Raw genomic sequence first — 18,840 nt, forward strand, 5'->3', positions numbered from 1 at the left:
CGGTCGCGCGCAGCAGCTGCTGCTCGTGCTCCGCACCGAGCAGCTTGAGCACGCGCCCTACCCACGGCTCAACCGCCGTGGGGGGCGCTGCCTGCGGCGAAGCCCCTGCGGGAGCTTCGCCAGTTAATGCCGCAGCGCCAGCACCCGTGCTTGCGCCTGCGGCAAGGCCAACCGCGCGCTCCGCCGCGGTCGGCTGTGCATCGCCTTGTCCCCTGCCGGACAAGGCAATGGCATCCTGCGCTAGCGTAGCGCGCAGCTGCGTCAACAAGCTCTGCAGTTTGCCAAGCAGAGCATCCGTCGCTTGGGCAGCGGCTCCCTGCCCCGTGGATGCCAAGAAACCATCGGCCATCGGCAAGGAAGAAGCCGGAACAGGAATTGCCTTTCCGCCGCCATCCCTTGCGGTCTGGGAATTTAATGAAGCCGGGTTTAATACGGCTTCATTCGCACCGACAGCTCCGTTCCCTTGTATCGGTCCCGCCGAACCTGCCCCAGCTGTATTCCATCCTCCAATAGAGGAAGCGGAAGCACCAAAAGTTGATGTTATGTGGTTAGGAACCGCAGCGTTTGCTGTCAACTGCGCAGCTCCCAAATTTTCCGCTTGCGTTCCAGCGAGCATCGGCATTTGAACGCCTGGCGCTTGACCAGCCGTTTGCCCTGGTACATTCAAGCGGCCTCCTGCTATAAATGCTGCCAGCTGCTCCTCCAAATTCGACAAAAGCACGTGCAGGGGCGGACCAAAAATCGCTTGATGCAAGCTGCCCACCGTCTCTCCAGTCAAAGGCAACCCCCGGTTTAACGCAATTCCAGCGGCCTGAACCCATTCCGATAACGGTACCGAAGATGGTTTTAATGCCGCCAGACTTAGCAGTTGAGTGACATTTTCCTTAGTCAGAGGTATTCCGCTCGCCTGCATCGATTGGATCAGATCACGGTTTACCGCCGTATTCTCCAGCCCGAATTCACTTAATAATCCGGCAAGCGAGGAGGAAGACAACCCCGTCGTGACTGGCGGGTTGATTGGCTTAAGCACCATTTGGCCATCCTGAACCTGCGGCTGTACTTGCAATAGCGTCGTTTGGCCTTGCTGCAGCGGGGTTTCTAACGTGGCATGGAGCTTAACCCCCTGCACCTGAATCACCGCTTCCTGTCCATCCTCGGATACGCTAAGCACCGTTCCGCGTACGACCTGTCCGGCCTTAAGCTCTAACGAGCGCGGCTCTCCGGGACGTGCATCCCCCAGCACACTTCTCAGCAGAGGTCCTATATTCATCAGCTTCCCTCCCAACCCTAGTTATATGTAGTTCAAATCGTTTATTTTTGATAACAAAAACAATCAAAACCCATTCACGGGTGATCGACCGCGATTCAGTGGCAGATTTTCTTGCGATATGGAATTTCATCAGCATAGATTTAACTTATAAATTCTAAATCTAACACGAAGTAAATCATGGAGCTATTCAAAATTGAATCTTGAACTGAATTCGCTATGTGCCTGTGCAAATGCTTATGAGGTCATGTTCCTTCGAAAACATCCCAAGGCGCTCCCGTACATACTGTATACGCTCTGCCCCTCAACTCCTGGCTTCGTCCAACTGAAGCATTTCGCAGAAAACGCCTATCGGAACCATAAACTTCGGTGCTGAAAAGCGAACTTTTGAATGGCTTTGATCTCTAAGGAAACGTCATATCGCTATTTCCACTGAATTGGGCCTCTAAAAATTCTAACGAAACTGGGTATCGTTATTTAAGCCAATTCGGCGCTTAACATCCTGAATTCTCCCAAATAACGATACGGTGTTTCGTTAGATTTTATTAACCGCTTTTTTTGCGGAAATAACGATCTGTAGTTTCGTTAGACGATACGGAAAACCCGCCTGACTTGGCGGGTTAATCAGAACAACGTCTGTTCTTCGATCAGCAAGTTTCGCAAAAAGCTTCGACGGTGCATCGGCGTTGGGCCCAAAGCCATAATTTGCTCCCGATGCAGCTTCGTGGCATAACCCTTATGTACTGCAATTCCGTATTCGGGATACCTTACATCCCATTCTCCCTGACAAAGCCTGTCCCGCGTCACCTTGGCGACAATCGATGCAGCTGCAATCGATTGGCTTGTCGCATCGCCTTTAATGATAGCCAGCTGCGGAATATCAAGATCGATCTTCTCCGCATCAATCAACAGCATATCCGGCTTGACGCTCAATTGACTCACCGCCTGCTTCATCGCCAGGCGTGCGGCCTGTTTAATATTAATCTGGTCGATGGTTGGAGCATCTACATAACCTACTCCAACAGCCACGGCCTGTTCCATAATCACGTCGTATAAATACTCTCGCTTCTTGGCACTCAGCTTCTTGGAATCATCAACATCCTCCAGCACGAGCCCCTGCGGCAAGATCACCGCAGCCGCAACTACATCACCAAACAGACAACCCCGACCTACTTCATCAACACCTGCAATGTTCTGATAAGACAATTCCCAATATTCCTGTTCGTATTTCAGTAAATGACTCATCATTTCTCCCCGATCTCCCCGACAACAGCGCCTGATATTCTATGATGAGGGGCGGCCCTACACATCCTGTCCCTCTATGAAGCTCTAAGAACACTATATACTATTTATCGGTAGAACGACGTCTAAATTAAGCGATCCCTAGGGATGAAATTTTTTCCTGATGGCCGATTTTCTTTTATCTGAAATCCAAGCGCACAAAAAATCCCTCCGGGAGCCTTAAGACTATCCCGGAAGGATTATAACCGAGCATGAATTGCAAGGTATTCAATCTGGCCTATTTCTTAATATGGGGCTTCCATTGAATATCTTCCCAGCTTGCCTGCACGCAGCTCGCGCAGAAGTATTCCCGAGGCTTTCTCCAAATCAACACGCCCGCCGCTAACGATACAGCCGCGCTTGCGCCCTACAGCCTCCATCACCGCTACAATCTCATCCGGATTGTCCGGATTTTCAGGCTGCTCCTTCAACTCGAAGCGACTGGAGAAGGGTCCCCAATAATACTTAACTAAATATTTAACGCCAAAAAAAGCGATGTCTTCCACATTCAATATTTCTTCACGAATTGCTCCAGTTACCGCCAGGCGATAACCTACATTCTGATCCTCAAATTTCGGCCAGAGGATACCCGGAGTATCGAGCAGCTCCATATCGGTCCCTACCTTGATCCACTGCTGACCCTTGGTAACGCCAGGGCGATCTCCAGTAGCCGCAATGTTCCGCCCCGCCAATCGGTTAATCAGCGTAGATTTCCCTACATTAGGAATCCCTACGATCAGGGCACGGACCGCACGTGGATTCATGCCTTTTGCCCGTTGCTTCTCCAGCTTTTCTTTCAACAGTTCTTTGGCCAGCACAGGGATTTCTTTAATCCCTTGACCGCTGTATGCATCAACAGCAACAGCGAGATGCCCTTCTTGCTTGAACACTTCCAGCCATTGCTTCGTTACGCCGGGATCTGCCAGATCGGCTTTGTTCAATACAATCAAACGCGGCTTACCCTGCAGGATTTCATCGATCATCGGATTTCTGCTGGACATCGGCAACCTTGCATCCAACAGCTCGATCACCACATCGATAAGCTTAAGCTTCTCCTGAATCTGCCGGCGAGCCTTGGTCATATGTCCGGGAAACCATTGAATCGTCATTCGTATCACCTCAATTTTCCCGAGCACATCTTTACTTTCGAAATTAGTGACCGATCATTTTGATATCTTTTACAGGCCAGAATACAAGATCCGCCCGGCCGATAATATCTTTGAACGGTATAAACCCGATCGAACGGCTATCCGTACTATTCGAGCGATTGTCGCCAAGTACAAACACATAGCCCTCCGGAACTTTTCCGTCCGGAAATTGCTCATTAGGGAAGTTTTTTTCAATATTGTAGAGTTGGTTATTTTTATGCTTCTCATCCAGCGCTTCCTGAATATAAGGCTCCTCGATCGCTTTACCGTTGACCGTAATGGTATCCCCATCAACCTTGACGGTATCGCCCGGCACACCGATTACGCGCTTAATGAAATCACGTCCCTCCGATGGAACATGGAAGACGACAACCTCACTGTGCTTCGGCGCACGGAAATCATATACGATCTTGTTGACGATAATTCTCTCGCCAGTATAGAAATTCGGATGCATTGAAGGGCCGTCGACAATAAATGGAGCAAACAACAGCCATCGGATCAATAATACTAATACGACAGCGATCACGATGGCCTTGATCCACTCCATTGCCTCGCTCTTATGTTCTTGGGGCGGCTTTTGGGAATCCTCCGCATGAATATGCTGTTCCATGGATCGCAATCTCTCCTTGTCATATATAGTATGCAGCACTATATAGCCTTTTATAAATATAGAAAGGGAGCTTGAGTAAACACACAAGCCCCCCTTATCGTTAACCCAATTAACGACGTATTTCTTTAATTCTCGCTGCTTTACCGCGAAGTTCACGAAGATAGTACAGCTTCGCACGACGCACTTTACCACGGCGAGCCACTTCGATTCTATCGAGTTTTGGGGAATGAAGCGGGAAAGTTCTTTCCACACCTACACCATTCGAAATTTTACGAACTGTAAAAGTTTCGCTGATTCCACCACCACGGCGCTTAATTACAACACCTTCAAACAACTGGATACGTTCACGAGATCCCTCGATAACCTTAACGAACACTTTTAAAGTGTCACCAGGACGAAAGCTCGGAATATCCTTGCGAAGTTGTTCTTGCGTAATCGCTTGTACGATATTCATCTATGACTCCCTCCTTCCACTCAGGTGTTCATGCCTCTTCCGGAAACTCTCTTGTTTTCCTTCATCATCCGCAGCGGACCACCGATTTCACAACAAACATAATAATATCACAGATAACTAGGCATCGCAAGAAGTTATTGCTTACTTTGCTTTGACAATTAGGCCACCGCCGTCCTCCCTGTTTTCCATGATCCCCCAGACTGGCCGAAGATGGCCGAAGTCGAGCCAGCGGAGCAGCAATAATCATTCTGCTCTCCCTAGACAGCATCCTTCCTTGCTGTATGAACAATCCCGGCTCCTGTAAACGGTGCCTTGCGATTTTATCCTTTCACAGCACCGGCTGTCAGCCCTTTGGTCACATTCTCCTGGAACAGGACGTACAGCAGGATGACGGGCAGAGCGGACATGACAAGCGCCGCTGACAACCCTGCGTAATCGGTTGTAAACGCGCCCTGGAAAGACATTAGACCGATCGGAAGCGTCTGAATGGTGTTATCCGACAGGAATACCAAAGCCAGCATAAACTCATTCCAGGCATTGATTGCCGCCAAAATCGCCACCGTCGCCAGAATAGCCCGGCTCAAGGGGAGGAATATTTGAAAAAACATGCGGTAAATACCTGAGCCGTCGATAAGCGCCGCCTCCTCCAGCTCTTTTGGCAGCTGCTTAAAGAAACCGTACAGCAAAAAGACGGCCACAGGCAAGCTGAACGCTATATACGGCAGATAAAATGAGAAGCGCGTATTCAACAAATGCAGCTTCTGCATAATCAGAAACAACGGAATTAAGGTGCTGTGAAAAGGGATAATGATTCCGGTGACAAATAAGGATAACAGCAGGCCGGAACCTTTAAACGGACGCCGTGCCAGAATGAACGAAATCATAGCCGCGGTGAGAAGCGTCCCGACGACTGTAACGAATGTCACGATTAGGCTGTTCAATAAATAGTTCTGAATTCCGTTCTCCCAAGCATTGGTGTAATTCTCCACAACCCAGGTCTTCGGAAGCCCCCACGGGTTGTCAAAGAACTCGATATTCGTCTTAAAAGAGGAAATGAACATCCATAGAAACGGATATCCGGTTAACAGCAGCATGAGGATCAAAAATAAGTAAGTCGGAATTTTCTTTATCATGACGGCCTCCTTAATATTGAATCGGCTCGCTCTTGAATAGCTTCGACAGGGCGAAGGCAAACAGCAATCCCATCAACAGCAGCAGCATAGAAATGGAGCTGGCGTATCCGAAATCGGAAAAGCGGAAAGCCTGCTTGAACATAACTGAAGCAATCACCTCTGTTGAGTTGTTTGGACCGCCGCTTGTCATAATATAGATCAGATCGAAGTATTTAAGAGAGCCCACAACGCAATTGATAATCGCAAAGGAGATTACATGCCGGATGAGGGGGATGCGGATATTCCACAGAATACGGAACTTGGACGCTCCGTCCAGGTCGGCAGCTTCGATGATCTCATCAGGCACGCCTTGAAGTCCGGCCAGGAATAAGATCATATAGAACCCGATATACTGCCATCCAACCACTAGGGCAATCGCCCCAAGCGCCGTCGTCTCATCGCCCAGCCAAACGTGCTGCAAATTCCCCAGCCCCAAAAAATCGAGCAGATTGTTAAGCAGCCCGATATTGGGCTCGTAAATCAAGCCCCATAACACACCAAGGACCGATGTGGACAAAATTACGGGCATAAAATAAACCGTCTTAAACAATCGTCGTCCAAACAACCTCTCCGAAGAAAGCATTACAGCCAATAATAGTCCGATCGGCAGCTGAATAATAAGCGCCCAAAATGTCAAAATGAACGAATGCGTTACAGCTTTCATCAGCAAGCTGTCCTGGAACATGGATATAAAATTGTGGATTCCCGAGAACTCCATCGGATTCAGTCCATCCCATGAGAAAAAGCTGTAGTATAGGCTTAATAAAATTGGAATAAGCAGAAAAATACTAAATATAGCCAATGCCGGCGATATGAAAATGATCCGGCTGATCCAGCGTTGTTTGCGGTTCTCCATCCTATTCTCACCTCTAGGTTGAAATGAAGCGGTATTTCCGGCCTGCGGAAATACCGCCGATTTCAACAGTTTATTTGATTTTAGCCAGCTCTGCCGCAATATCCGGAGCACCAGCAACAATTGAGACGACCGCGTTCAGGATTTGCTCAGCCCGTCTGGCATCGATAGCCTGGTCAAAATACGGAAAATAGCCTGAGGCTATACTGCCGACATTAGACAAATAATCCGCTACGATCGGGTTAATGTCCGAGTCCTCCAAATTCACTTTTACGGAGGAAGGAGAGCCCACCGCAATCACATAATTTTTGCGCTGCTCAGGCGTCATAATGAACTTCAGAAACTTTGTTGCCGCATCTTGATCAGCAGAGGCCGATACGGCATAGATCCCCCCGAATCCACCATGCATCAGCGAGGCATCTCCCTTTCCGTTCTCCACGGCCGGGAATGGGAAGTAGCCCAAATCAATTCCGGCGTCCGCATAGGTGCCAATGGACCAGTCGCCCATCAGGATCATCGCCGCTTTTCCAGTTTGAAATGCCGCGTCCGATTGCGCTGAGGCCATCCCCAGAAAACCATCGCCAAAGGCTCCCGCTTTTGCCAATTCTCGCAGCTTCTCGCCAGCCTCCACAAAAGAAGGGTCCGTAAAATCCCCCTCGTTCGTCACCGCATGCATAAACGGCTCGGTCCCTCCTATGCGATTGGAAAGATAAGCGAAGTAGAACAGCAGCGGCCAACGATCCTTAGCTCCGACAGCGATAGGAGTTACTCCGGCATCCTGCAATTTGCCAACGGCACTGATAAGCTCGCCCCAGGTTGCCGGAACGGCTATATCATTTTCCGCAAAGATCTTTTTGTTGTAATAGAACATAACATTGGACGAGCCGGCGGCAATGCTGTACAGCTTCCCGTCCACCTTACCGGCATCCAGCGCCCCTGCCGAGAAATGGTCGATAAACGCCTGATCCCGCAAAATCTCATCCGAAATATCCGCGATGACACCGGCTCTTACCATGCTGTTAAACTGTTCGCCCGACCAATAGTTAAAGACATCCGGCATTTGTCCGCCTGCACCGGCAACCTTAATCTTTGTCTTAAGCGCTTCGTCATCCATGTATTCTACCTTGACTTTGACCTCGTTCTGGCTCTCATGGAAGGCATCAACGCTTGACTGCATCGCCTCTCTCAGCTTTGTCTCCGAATCGGACAGCCACACCGTCAGTTCCTTCGGTTTGTCAGCAGCTTGTCCACCGGATGATTTCCCTGTATCCTGCCGTCCTCCCCCGCAAGCGGTTAGAACCAATCCCATAGATAACAGCAGCGCCAGCAACTTTTTCATTATGTCTTCCCCCTCTAAATGTTATCGCTTTCATAATCTCATTATAGATTTCCTGCCAGCGGGCAAGTAAGGCGCAGCCATCAGGAAATATACCAAAATGCTCACTTCCGCTTAAAGCGGCGAGAGGATTCTTTTACATGGGCATAAAAAAACCGCCATTACTGGCGATCCTCACGAATACTCGCACGATATTGTTTGGGAGTAATCCCCTCTAAATCATGGAACACCTTTGTAAAATACTTGGATGTCTGGTAACCAACCTTTTCAGCGATCATATAAATCTTGAGATCTGTCTGCGCCAGCATACGCTTGCCCTCCAGAATCCGGCGCTTTGTCACAAAATCACTGAAGGTAAGCCCGGTCTCTTCCTTAAATAATGAACTGAAATAATTCGGATTTAAATGAACCTCCGCAGCGACATCCTGGATTCCGATCGTTTCCCCCAAATGGTCCTCGATGAATTCGATCGCACTCAGGACAACCGTGTTCCTGGTTCCGCAGCTCCATTTCTCCAGCCATTCCCCTTCGTCCTGTACAATCCTCCGGCCCAGCAAATCTTTTTTTCTCTCCTGTTGGCTGGCCAGCCCCCGTTCTACCGCTTCAACCAATTGCCGGGGATCAATCGGCTTCAGCACATAATCAACGGCTCCAAGAACCAGGGCGGAGCGCACATATTCAAAGTCAGAGTGAGCGGATAGGACGATCGTCGCTACCTTCAGTTCTGCCCGTTTGACTTCCTCCAGCAGCTCAATACCGTTCATAACCGGCATGCGAATATCGGTAATGATCAGAACATAGCCGTCGGTTTGCAGCAGAGCCGCAGCCTCCTGACCATTATAAACAGTGATGTATTCATATTCATGAGGATTCCATTTTTGCAGCGTACGCAAAATTCCTTTGCTTGTAAGCGGCTCATCCTCAACAATCAGCACTTTGGGAATCATTCAGAGACCTCCTTCCGGTAATAGGGGAGCTTCAGCGTAACCTGCGTACCGTTACTTGGATCACTGTCCAGCAAAAGTCCATACTCATGCCCGTACATCAGCTTGATCCGTTCATGGACATTGGATAAGCCCATGCCGATGTCGCCCTCGGTTGCCGCCTCCGGACCGTCCAGGTGCTCACGGATCTCTTTCAAGCGTTCGGAGGGAATCACCGGACCGCTATTCCACACGACAATTTGCAGAATATCGTCCAGAGAACGCACGTGAACAGAAATCCGGCTGGTCTCATTCCGGACTTCCGCCCCGTGATATACCGCATTTTCAACGATGGGTTGCAGGAGCAATCTGGGGACTCTGTATCCTCCAATCCCTGTCTCCACCTCGATGGAATATTCGAGACGTTCCTGCAGCCGCAGCTGCATCAGCTTCAGGTAACGCTCCACATGCTGCAGTTCTTCCGTCAGAAAGGCGCTATCGCTCTTGAAGGAGCGGCCTGAGGTATAGCGGAACAGATCAGATAGGGAGACGATCAGATCCGCGGACTCATCATCGTCCTTGTTGCGCAGCTGCCAATTTAGCGCCTCCAAGGTGTTAAATAAAAAATGGGGATTGATTTGCGCCTGCAATGCCTTAATCTTCGATATATTGGTTAAGCGCTCTTTTTCATAAACCTCGTTAATCAGAAATTGAATCCGGTCGACCATTTTGTTGTAAGTCCGGTTCAACTCATTGACCTCCCTGTTGAAGTAAATGACTTCGTTGGCCTGAAATTCACCCCTCTGTGAATACTTCATCACTCTTCGAACATGATTAAGCGGGCGGGTAATCAGCAGCGAGAGCACAATTGACAAGACTAATGCCGTCCCGACGCCAATCGCTCCCGAGACAAGCAGCACACTGCGGAGCAGCTGCACCGGCCGCTCGATCTTTGCCGCAGGCACAAGGCTAACCATCGTCCAACCCGTCTCTGCTGAAGTATGAATCATCGGATAATAGAAATCACCCTGCCACTTTGATCGTTCTTCCTCCCTGAAATCGCTAAGCTTAGCCTTTGGCAATCCGGAAGTATCGTTAAGCAATTCGCCCTTTTCATCGTATACCAGGTATACAAAATCATTCTGATTCTGCGTTGCCGCCTGATTCTGAAATATATTCTGATGAATGTGAAAGAGCAAATATCCCCCTGCCATCCAGTCCTCAAGCAGCCTGACGTGGCGTACCGCAACCAGCCCGTCTTCTTCATCCCAAGGGCGAATCCAGATCGTCCGGTTGGGATCAACGGTTGCATTCAACACGACTTCATCGCCAATCCGCTCCCCAAGCTTCTGGTTATATAGAGGATATAAAGCTTGTCCCTTCATATCGTATAATTCAGCGCTGCTCACAAGGTCGGTAAATATCAGCTGGCGATTCAGCACATCCTGCATAGATAAACGCCTATCGGTAGAAGCGTACTTCCCCTTCAGCGCGCTGGAGAGCAGCGATTGAACTTCGGTATCCAAAGTAATTCTTTGAAAGGTCTCATCAATTTCAGACAGCTTGGCATCCAGGTTGTTGGATGCCAGAAGATTACTTTCCTGAACATATGATTCTGTAGTTTCCTTAATGTTCTGAGACAGCAGCGGATAGGCAATCGCAGAGGCGCTCAGCATCGTGATCGCGACAATGCCAAAAAAGCTCGTTATGATCTGGCTGCGTGTAGATTGAAACCTGCCGGCGATCGAGAATAAAGAAAACTTTTGGCTAGACACGATCACTCACCTCCCGAATTCATACCTTTTATCCGATCTAGTCCCGGAGGAGCTGTAGTCCGTCAGAAAAGAGGATTCGCTGTGCAAAATTTCGGCAAAAAGGGGTGGAAAACTTTCGGCCAGCACCTTATTCCTATAATAAATGAAGGAAGGGTCTTGGCAAGAATTCTCCAAGGCCCTCTGCGTGTCCATTTCTCAGGCCCTAAACGACTTCTGTACATAACATGGATCGTGATCCCATCTTTCTTCGTACAGACCAGCCCATTTCAAGCCCTTGTCAATATTTATTCGATAACTAACTTGCTTTAAGCAAAATTATAGTAGCACATTGCAAATTTCGCATCAATAAAACTTATCCGTCATAACATATCTGCGTGTCCACTGCGATAAGCCGATTATAAGCCAGTGCCTTGTGCTCCAAGCCCCATGTTATGCCTATGAAATAATTGACAAGCCCCTTAACGCGTTAAAGGATTGTCGCATTTGCGTGATATATGATATGATATTGAAAAAAACGAAAGGGTGCTTAGCATGCTTATAACCGCCTCTTTAATACTTGCGATCCCTATCGTGGTATTTGTCGGTAGTATCTGGTTCGGGGAAGTCATAGATGCTCGCAGTGTAAGACGAAACTCTCAGGCACATCGGACGGTAAACTAATTAGATTATTCAAACCCAAAAACGGCGTAAGCTGAACGGATTTCATTCCGGGAGCTTGCGCCGTTTTTTTGATTTTATTCGATTCCTAATACATTCCTACATGCTCATTCCAATTTTGTAACTTTATCATGAAGCGTGTCGATTATAATTAGGAATGTAAAAATAGATAAATATAGATGTAGGAGAGAAATATGGCACGATTCGTAAAAGTAGGCTCACTCATTTTAGTAGTACTCATTATTGTTTATTCTTTTGCGGTTACCCACCCAAGCAACGCGTTATCCCACAAAGCCTGCACCTCCTGGGAAATGATTAAGGACAAATCATTCATGCTTACCCATAGCGGATCCAAAGCGTACAAGGTGAATAAGCTCCCTGCCGGATTTGAGGTTAAGCCCGGTACAGCCAAAGAGGTCCCTGTCCTGATGTATCATTATATTACGCCTAAGGCCGATAACAAGGAACCAGGGAATAAATCAGTGATCAATCTGGAAGCATTTGAAGAGAATATGGAGTACCTCCATGATGAAGGGTACTATACCGCGACACTGCAAGAGCTCGAAAAGTACGTACTCGGCGAAATATCACTGCCTGAGAAATCGATTGTCATCACCTTTGATGATGGTTACCAGAACAATTATGCCTATGCGTATCCGATTCTGAAAAAATACGGTTTCCATGCTGTAATCTTTATGATTGGCAGCAAAATTGAGAAGCAGACCGTATTGTTTGATCCGAACAAAAAGAGCTCCTTATCTCGCGCAGAAATCGAAGCTTCTCGGGACGTATTCGAGTACCATAGCCATACCTTTGGCTTGCATGAGAAAGGATTTCCTAAATGCGGTCAGAGCAAATCGCTTGCACTCAATACTACACTTCTACAGAAGGATATCAAAAAAATAAAGGCGGCTGGAATTGACACCCCGTACCTCGCCTACCCCTATGGAGAAGTATCTACGCAAATGCTCTATTATTTGAAGCAGAACGGCTACAGAATGGCCTTTACCGTCCGCCAGGACTTCGTCAAACCGGGAGCTCCGTTAATGAAGCTGCCTCGTCTGACCGTTACTTCAGTGACGAATCTGCCCGAGCTGTTAGAGCATAAAATTACGCCAAAAGAAGCGATGGATCTGAACTCATTGTAAAAACTATAAATAAACAAAAACCCTCAAGCCCCACTGGACGTGGAACTTGAGGGTTCTTCTTATTGTTCAGCTTCATTCTCCAGCTTCTTGAGCCAGGCCAGGTCATCCTTGGATAGCTCCAGCTGCTCAAGCAGATCGGGCCTGCGCAACCAGGTGCGGCGCAATGCTTCTCTGCGGCGCCACAGTTCAATATTGGCATGATGACCGCTGAGCAGCATGTCAGGCACCTTCCAGCCCCTGAATTCCACAGGCCGTGTATAATGAGGATACTCTAACAGCCCGGTGCTAAAAGAATCCGTTACTGCGCTTGTCTCATTGCCGAGAACTCCCGGCAATAACCGTGTAACACTATCGATTACCGTCATCGCCGGGATTTCTCCCCCGGTCAGTACATAATCACCAATCGATAATTCGTCAGTCACCAAATACTCTCGAATACGTTCGTCATAGCCTTCATAATGACCGCAAATGAAGATCAAATGTTCCTCCTGAGCAAACTCTTCCGCTTTACGCTGGGTGAACGTCTCCCCTTGCGGACACATCAGAATGATGCGCGGCGCTTTACCGGTAGAATCTGTTCCTTCTCTCCCCAGCAAATCCTCCACAGCGTGAAAGATTGGATCTGGCTTCAGCACCATCCCCCCGCCTCCGCCATATGGAGTATCGTCTACTGTACCGTGCTTGTTGCCGGCATACTCGCGGAAATTGATCGCATTTAGCGCTACAAGCCCTTTATCCCTGGCCTTGCCAAGAATACTGCTCTGGAATACCCCCTCGAACATTTCCGGGAATAAGGTCAGAACGTCCATTCTCATCATTTACAACAATCCTTCCAGCAAATGAACCTTCACCAGCTTCGATTTCACGTCGACATCCAGCACAACATCATCGATTACCGGAAGTAACAGCTGCTGGCGGGAAGGCATTTGAACAACCCACACATCGTTGGCACCTGGTCGGAGGATTTCTTCAATAACCCCAAGCTCTTCGCCTTCATCACTGACGACCCGACATCCGATAATTTCGTAGAAATAATATTCATTATCCGGCAATTCGACCGATTCTTCCTTGGTCACCCTCAGCTCACAGCCTTTGTACTTCTCAACCAGGTTGATATTGTCGTAGCCATCAAACCTGATGACATACATCTGCTTAACCGGACGTGCAGATGCCACCGTCACGTCCGTGATCACGCCATTATCCGGGTTCACAATCATCAGCTTGCTCTTCGGAGCAAATCTAACCTCCGGGAAATCGGTATGCGGCAGCACTTTCAACTCCCCGCGAATTCCGTGAGTGTTTACAATCTTCCCTACCATCAACAAAGAATCCGACATAACATCCTCCCAAATGCAAAATACTATACCTGATATGCCTGATCTGAATGGATCAGCATTATATTCATCAAGAAGTGCCCGTTTCATACATGTTTGCCGCATGTACGAAAGCGGGCTAGGATGGATCTCCTAACCCGCTTTCGTATATGTTTAAGACATGATATCTACGGTAACCCGTTTATCCATCTTAACGGCTGCCGATGCCACAACCGTGCGGAGTGCCTTGGCGATTCTCCCCTGCTTGCCAATCACTTTCCCCACATCATCAGGATGTACGGATAATTCATATACAATCAGGTGTTCCTTCTCAACGACCTCCACACGGACATCGTCCGGATGATCAACAAGAGCCTTCGCAATAACGCCGACTAATTGTTCCATAGGGACCCTCCAGAATCAGCAACTATTTTTGCAACTTAGACTCATGGAATTTCTTCATTACGCCTGCATTGCTAAGCAAATTGCGAACTGTATCAGATGCTTGAGCACCATTTTGCAACCATTGCAACGCTTTTTCTTCGTCGATGTTTACTACTGCCGGTTGTGCAACCGGGTTGTAATAACCGATCTCTTCGATAAAGCGACCATCACGTGGGGAACGGGAATCCGATACCACGATGCGGTAGAAAGGAGCTTTATGAGCACCCATGCGTTTCAAACGAATACGAACTGCCACCAATTTCACCTCCTTTAAAGATTACCTGCTGCTATAGATAACCGGGTTCAATTCTAACGAAACATGTTAACGCTATTTGCAGTAAAAAGGGCTATTCTCCATGCTAACGAAACTGGATATCGTTATTGGAGCAAATTAGGGGTCCAAAGACCGGATTTCCTCTGAATAACGATAGGGTGTTTCGTTAAATTTTTATAGCACTGTTTTTGCCAAAATAACGCTCTGCAGTTCCGTTAGAAATTACCGGAACGGAAATTTCATTCCTTTACCCGCTTTGTTGAGCTGTTTCATCATTTTATTGCCTTTGCCCTTAGGGCCCATCATATCCGAGAACTGCTTCATCACTCTGCGCATCTCATCAAACTGCTTGATCAAGCGATTCACATCTGCCAGGCTCGTACCGCTACCCGTAGCGATCCGCTTGCGTCTGCTGTGATTAATGAGGTCCGGATTCTGCTTCTCTTCTATAGTCATCGAGTGCACGATGGCCTCTACTCGGCCCATCTGCTTCTCGTCAACCTTGATATCCTTCATCTGCTTCATCTTGCCCATCCCCGGAATCATATCCAGGATCTGATCGATTGGACCGAGCTTCTTCACTTGATCCATCTGTTCAAGGAAGTCATCGAACGTAAATTCCGCATTGCGCATTTTCCGTTCCATTTCCTTCGCTTTCTCAGCATCGATATTGGATTGCGCCTTCTCGATCAGAGAGAGCATGTCGCCCATGCCGAGTATTCTCGATGCCATCCGTTCCGGATGGAAAGGCTCCAGCGCATCGATCTTCTCGCCCAGTGCCGCAAATTTGATCGGACAGCCGGTAACCGCCTTGACCGACAATGCTGCCCCCCCGCGGGTGTCGCCATCCAGCTTCGTCAATACGACACCGGTCAGCTCTAACTGCTTATTGAAGCTCTCCGCAACGTTAACTGCGTCCTGCCCGGTCATTGCATCAACAACGAGCAGCACTTCATCCGGCTTTGTTACCTCATGGATCTGACGGAGCTCTTCCATCAGTTCCTCGTCTATATGCAGGCGACCTGCGGTATCGATCAACAGATAATCGTTGCCGTTATCCTTAGCATGCTGCAACGCCTGACGAGCAATCTCCACCGGACTGTTGCCAGCTGGCAGCGTAAATACCGGCACCTTGATCTGTTCGCCGAGTACTTGCAGCTGCTTGATCGCAGCCGGGCGGTAAATATCCCCCGCAACAAGCAGTGGACGGTGATTCCCCTTAAGCAATAGCTTGGCCAGCTTGGCCGAGGTTGTCGTCTTACCTGCCCCTTGCAAACCTGCCATCATGATCACGGTTGGCGGGCGATTGCTCTTGGCCAGCTTCGATTGGGTGCCCCCCATCAATTCCGTCAATTCCTTGTTAACGATATCGATGATGACCATCCCCGGAGTGAAGCTCTCCATCACCTCGCTACCAACGGCCTTTTCCTTCACCTTGGCGATGAATTCCTTAACGACTTTAAAGTTAACGTCCGCTTCCAGCAAAGCGAGTCGAACTTCGCGCATCGCTTCATTAACATCCTCTTCCGAAACCTTGCCTTTGCCGCGAAGCTTGCTGAATACACTCTGTAATCGGCTTGTCAATCCTTCAAATGCCATTGTCCCGTCACCTCCATTCCTTCATATTACCTAAAGATCGTTCCATCTTGTCTTGTCTTATTTAAACTCTATCTCATTTGCTTAACTTTAATTCTACAATCGCTCTACTTGCTGAAGCAAATCCATGACCGTCTCTTTATGTAACGGGGACATCTCGCTTCGTTCCATCAATCGCTTCAATTCGGCTACCATCCTGACGCGCTCTTCATCCTTGCGCATTAGCCCAAGCTTCTCTTCGTAAGCTTCAAGTACTTCTTCGGCACGCTTGATATGCTCATACACCGCCTGCCGACTAATACCGAATTCGCTTGCGATCTCCCCAAGGGAGAAGTCATCCAAAAAATAATATTTGAGAAACGTCTGCTGCTTTTCGGTGAGCAGCGTTTCGTAGAAATCGAACAACAGGTTGATCCGATTGGTCTTCTCAAGCTTATTTTCTTGACTCATCTGGGCACCCCCTCCGTCAAGGAAAAACACTTTACAGCGCATCAACATTCACTATAATAACGAATCGGCAAAAGGTTGTCAAGCGAAATTCCTTAACATCTGAAACATTGATCCGGCAGGAGCAAATTGAAACTTCTTTTATAAGAGGTTTGTACAAAGTCCAGGGACTCATTCAACTAAATCATTTCGAAGAAGCATACATCGGAAGAAGAAGCTGCAGTGCTGAAAACCGGCCTTTCTGAACACGCATAACAATACAAATAGCCGCCTGTCAGCTTGCTGATGGCGGCCAAAGCATTTTTGCAATGCGGATTTATAAGCTCGAAAATTAATGGTGCGGCAAAAGATAGAGTAAAATCGCAAAGAAATGCGTTACGCTACCGGCCAGTACGAATAGATGCCAAATCGCATGATGATACGGAAATATACGCCAGACGTAAAAGATCGTTCCCAATGTATACAGAATGCCGCCGGTTACAATCAGCGCGATTCCCGGCTGCGGAATCGCCGCAGTTAGCGGTCCCCAGGCGACAATAATCAGCCAGCCCATAATCAAATAGAAGATCGTTGACATGAACAGGAATCGCTTCACGAAGAAGGCCTTGAATAGAACGCCCAGCAAAGCAATCCCCCATACGATCCCGAAGAGACTCCAGCCAAGCGGCCCGCGAACAGCTATTAATAACAATGGGGTATAGGTCCCGGCGATGAACAAGTAAATCGAGGAATGATCGAAAAATTCGAACAGATCCTTGACCTTGCCCTCCCGGAAGCTGTGTACCAAAGTGGAACAAACGTAGAGCAGCAGCATGCTGACACCGTAAATTGTAAAACTAACGACATGCCAGGCCGTACCTTGTAAGCTCGAGAAAACAATGAGCAGCACAAGCCCGGCCAAGCTAAGCATCGCGCCGATGCCGTGGGTGATCGCATTGGCCACTTCTTCACGACGCGGGTAAGTATGAGTATTCGCCATCTTGCCACCTCCTTATCTGAACTTTGATCTAATCTATATTCTACCCTTAGAATATGGGCGTTAGCCCATAAAGGTTCCTTGACCTTCTTACTGATCGATATTCGCTGTCTCTTCTTCCTCTTGAATCAATCCGGCGAACAAACCGTGAACAAACTGCTCGGAATCAAATTTCTGCAAATCTTCCATCTTCTCGCCCAGTCCGACCAGCTTCACCGGCAGACTCAACTCCTGACGAATAGCGATGACGATGCCGCCTTTGGCAGTGCCATCGAGCTTGGTCAACACCAGGCCGGTAACCCCACTCTTCTCACCAAACAGCTTGGCTTGAGCGAGCGCATTTTGACCGGTCGTTGCATCAAGCACCATCAGCACCTCATGCGGAGCTCCAGGAATTTCACGTTGAATAACGCGGAATATTTTGTTTAATTCCTCCATCAGATTCGATTTGTTCTGCAGACGGCCCGCTGTATCGCAGAGCAGAATATCTACGCCGCGCTGCTTGGCTGCTTGGACCGCATCAAACATGACCGCCGCCGGGTCTGAACCGGCACTCTGCTTGATAACCTCGACGCCTACGCGTTCTCCCCATACTTCCAGCTGCTCGATTGCTCCGGCGCGGAACGTATCGCCTGCGGCCATCAGCACGCTTTTACCTTGCTGCTTATAGTAATGCGCCAGCTTGCCGATCGTTGTTGTCTTGCCAACCCCATTGACACCAACGAACAGGATGACCGTAATTCCATCCGGATTGAGCTTGATCTCATTATCCTCATCCCCACGCAGCAACCCGATCAGCTTCTCTGACATAATCGGCTGCAGGTCTGCGGCATCTTCGATCTTCCGCTTCTTCACTTCGACACGCAGATCATCGATCAAATCGATTACTGTATTCACGCCTACCTCAGCGCCGATCAAAATTTCTTCCAATTCCTCGAAGAACTCTTCATCGATCTTCTTGTGGCGGGTCACCAGCTCGGCAACCTTCTCCACGAAGCCTTTCCGCGTCTTTTCCAGGCCGTCCTTGAATTGCTTCGTTACGGATTCGGTTTTTGAAGAGATGCTCTCTTTTAGTTTTTTAAAGAAACTCATATGCTGCCTCCTCATTCTTCTTCAAAAAAAGTTCGTTTGTATATTAATCTAATTCACGATTTACGAAAATGGTT

General features: G+C 48.4%; 18 protein-coding genes and 1 pseudogene. 1 reads left to right on the forward strand and 18 read right to left on the reverse strand.

All coding sequences use genetic code 11. The features are described 5' to 3' along the window. From DMN77_RS15255 to DMN77_RS24155, 10 genes and pseudogenes are all read right to left on the reverse strand, one after another. A pseudogene (locus DMN77_RS15255) lies at positions 1–1,270 on the reverse strand (flagellar hook-length control protein FliK); the annotation flags it as partial. A 621-nt stretch (positions 1,271–1,891) separates the two neighbouring features. Beyond that, positions 1,892–2,512: a ribonuclease HII gene (locus DMN77_RS15260; RefSeq protein ID WP_068780696.1), complete on the reverse strand. Its 621-nt coding sequence runs from the start codon at positions 2,510–2,512 to the stop codon at positions 1,892–1,894. A gap of 281 nt (positions 2,513–2,793) precedes the next feature. Then, entirely contained in the window at positions 2,794–3,657 is an 864-nt protein-coding gene (ylqF, locus tag DMN77_RS15265) for a ribosome biogenesis GTPase YlqF (RefSeq protein WP_068780685.1), read from the reverse strand. Positions 3,658–3,700: 43 nt separating this feature from the next. Further along, a complete protein-coding gene (lepB, locus tag DMN77_RS15270) occupies positions 3,701–4,306 on the reverse strand; it encodes a signal peptidase I (RefSeq protein WP_068780684.1) in 606 nt (201 codons plus the stop codon). 109 nt (positions 4,307–4,415) lie between these two features. Continuing rightward, the gene (gene rplS / locus DMN77_RS15275; RefSeq protein WP_068780683.1) at positions 4,416–4,760 is read right to left on the reverse strand and encodes a 50S ribosomal protein L19; all 345 of its coding nucleotides are present in this window, start codon (positions 4,758–4,760) and stop codon (positions 4,416–4,418) included. Positions 4,761–5,080: 320 nt separating this feature from the next. Next, complete coding sequence (locus DMN77_RS15280) at positions 5,081–5,893, reverse strand: carbohydrate ABC transporter permease (RefSeq protein WP_179015598.1); 813 nt, start codon at positions 5,891–5,893, stop codon at positions 5,081–5,083. A 10-nt stretch (positions 5,894–5,903) separates the two neighbouring features. Beyond that, positions 5,904–6,788 carry a carbohydrate ABC transporter permease gene (locus DMN77_RS15285; protein ID WP_179015599.1) on the reverse strand — a complete coding sequence of 295 codons (885 nt, stop codon included), beginning with the start codon at positions 6,786–6,788 and terminating at the stop codon, positions 5,904–5,906. Positions 6,789–6,858: 70 nt separating this feature from the next. Then, positions 6,859–8,124 carry an ABC transporter substrate-binding protein gene (locus tag DMN77_RS15290; protein ID WP_179015600.1) on the reverse strand — a complete coding sequence of 422 codons (1,266 nt, stop codon included), beginning with the start codon at positions 8,122–8,124 and terminating at the stop codon, positions 6,859–6,861. A gap of 158 nt (positions 8,125–8,282) precedes the next feature. Then, on the reverse strand, positions 8,283–9,068 hold the full coding sequence (locus DMN77_RS15295; RefSeq protein WP_068780679.1) for a response regulator transcription factor: 786 nt from the start codon (positions 9,066–9,068) through the stop codon (positions 8,283–8,285). Further along, entirely contained in the window at positions 9,065–10,819 is a 1,755-nt protein-coding gene (locus DMN77_RS24155) for a sensor histidine kinase (protein ID WP_179015601.1), read from the reverse strand. Before DMN77_RS24155 ends, DMN77_RS15295 begins: the two co-directional genes overlap by 4 nt. An 851-nt stretch (positions 10,820–11,670) precedes the next feature. On the opposite strand from DMN77_RS24155, the gene DMN77_RS15305 reads away from it, so the two are divergent. Continuing rightward, positions 11,671–12,624, forward strand: a complete 954-nt coding sequence (locus DMN77_RS15305; RefSeq protein ID WP_068780676.1) for a polysaccharide deacetylase family protein — start codon at positions 11,671–11,673, stop codon at positions 12,622–12,624. Positions 12,625–12,683: 59 nt separating this feature from the next. On the opposite strand, the gene trmD is transcribed toward DMN77_RS15305, so the two are convergent. The 8 genes from trmD to ftsY all read right to left on the reverse strand — a co-directional run bounded on the left by trmD (position 12,684) and on the right by ftsY (position 18,766). Beyond that, positions 12,684–13,439 carry a tRNA (guanosine(37)-N1)-methyltransferase TrmD gene (trmD, locus tag DMN77_RS15310; RefSeq protein WP_179015693.1) on the reverse strand — a complete coding sequence of 252 codons (756 nt, stop codon included), beginning with the start codon at positions 13,437–13,439 and terminating at the stop codon, positions 12,684–12,686. A gap of 3 nt (positions 13,440–13,442) precedes the next feature. Next, positions 13,443–13,961: a ribosome maturation factor RimM gene (gene rimM, locus DMN77_RS15315; protein ID WP_068780675.1), complete on the reverse strand. Its 519-nt coding sequence runs from the start codon at positions 13,959–13,961 to the stop codon at positions 13,443–13,445. A 150-nt stretch (positions 13,962–14,111) separates the two neighbouring features. After that, the gene (locus DMN77_RS15320; RefSeq protein WP_068780674.1) at positions 14,112–14,342 is read right to left on the reverse strand and encodes a KH domain-containing protein; all 231 of its coding nucleotides are present in this window, start codon (positions 14,340–14,342) and stop codon (positions 14,112–14,114) included. Between the two features lie 22 nt (positions 14,343–14,364). Continuing rightward, complete coding sequence (rpsP, locus tag DMN77_RS15325) at positions 14,365–14,637, reverse strand: 30S ribosomal protein S16 (RefSeq protein ID WP_068780673.1); 273 nt, start codon at positions 14,635–14,637, stop codon at positions 14,365–14,367. A 240-nt stretch (positions 14,638–14,877) separates the two neighbouring features. After that, positions 14,878–16,254 (reverse strand): signal recognition particle protein, encoded by a 1,377-nt coding sequence (ffh, locus tag DMN77_RS15330; RefSeq protein ID WP_068780672.1) that lies wholly within the window; start codon positions 16,252–16,254, stop codon positions 14,878–14,880. A 93-nt stretch (positions 16,255–16,347) separates the two neighbouring features. Next, a complete protein-coding gene (locus tag DMN77_RS15335) occupies positions 16,348–16,701 on the reverse strand; it encodes a putative DNA-binding protein (protein ID WP_068780671.1) in 354 nt (117 codons plus the stop codon). 328 nt (positions 16,702–17,029) lie between these two features. Beyond that, on the reverse strand, positions 17,030–17,677 hold the full coding sequence (gene trhA, locus DMN77_RS15340) for a PAQR family membrane homeostasis protein TrhA (RefSeq protein ID WP_068780670.1): 648 nt from the start codon (positions 17,675–17,677) through the stop codon (positions 17,030–17,032). An 87-nt stretch (positions 17,678–17,764) separates the two neighbouring features. Continuing rightward, positions 17,765–18,766, reverse strand: a complete 1,002-nt coding sequence (ftsY, locus tag DMN77_RS15345; protein ID WP_179015602.1) for a signal recognition particle-docking protein FtsY — start codon at positions 18,764–18,766, stop codon at positions 17,765–17,767. Positions 18,767–18,840: the final 74 nt, after the last annotated feature.

Origin of the sequence: Paenibacillus sp. 79R4 (genome assembly GCF_013393165.1) — a bacterium.
GTDB lineage: Bacteria > Bacillota > Bacilli > Paenibacillales > Paenibacillaceae > Fontibacillus.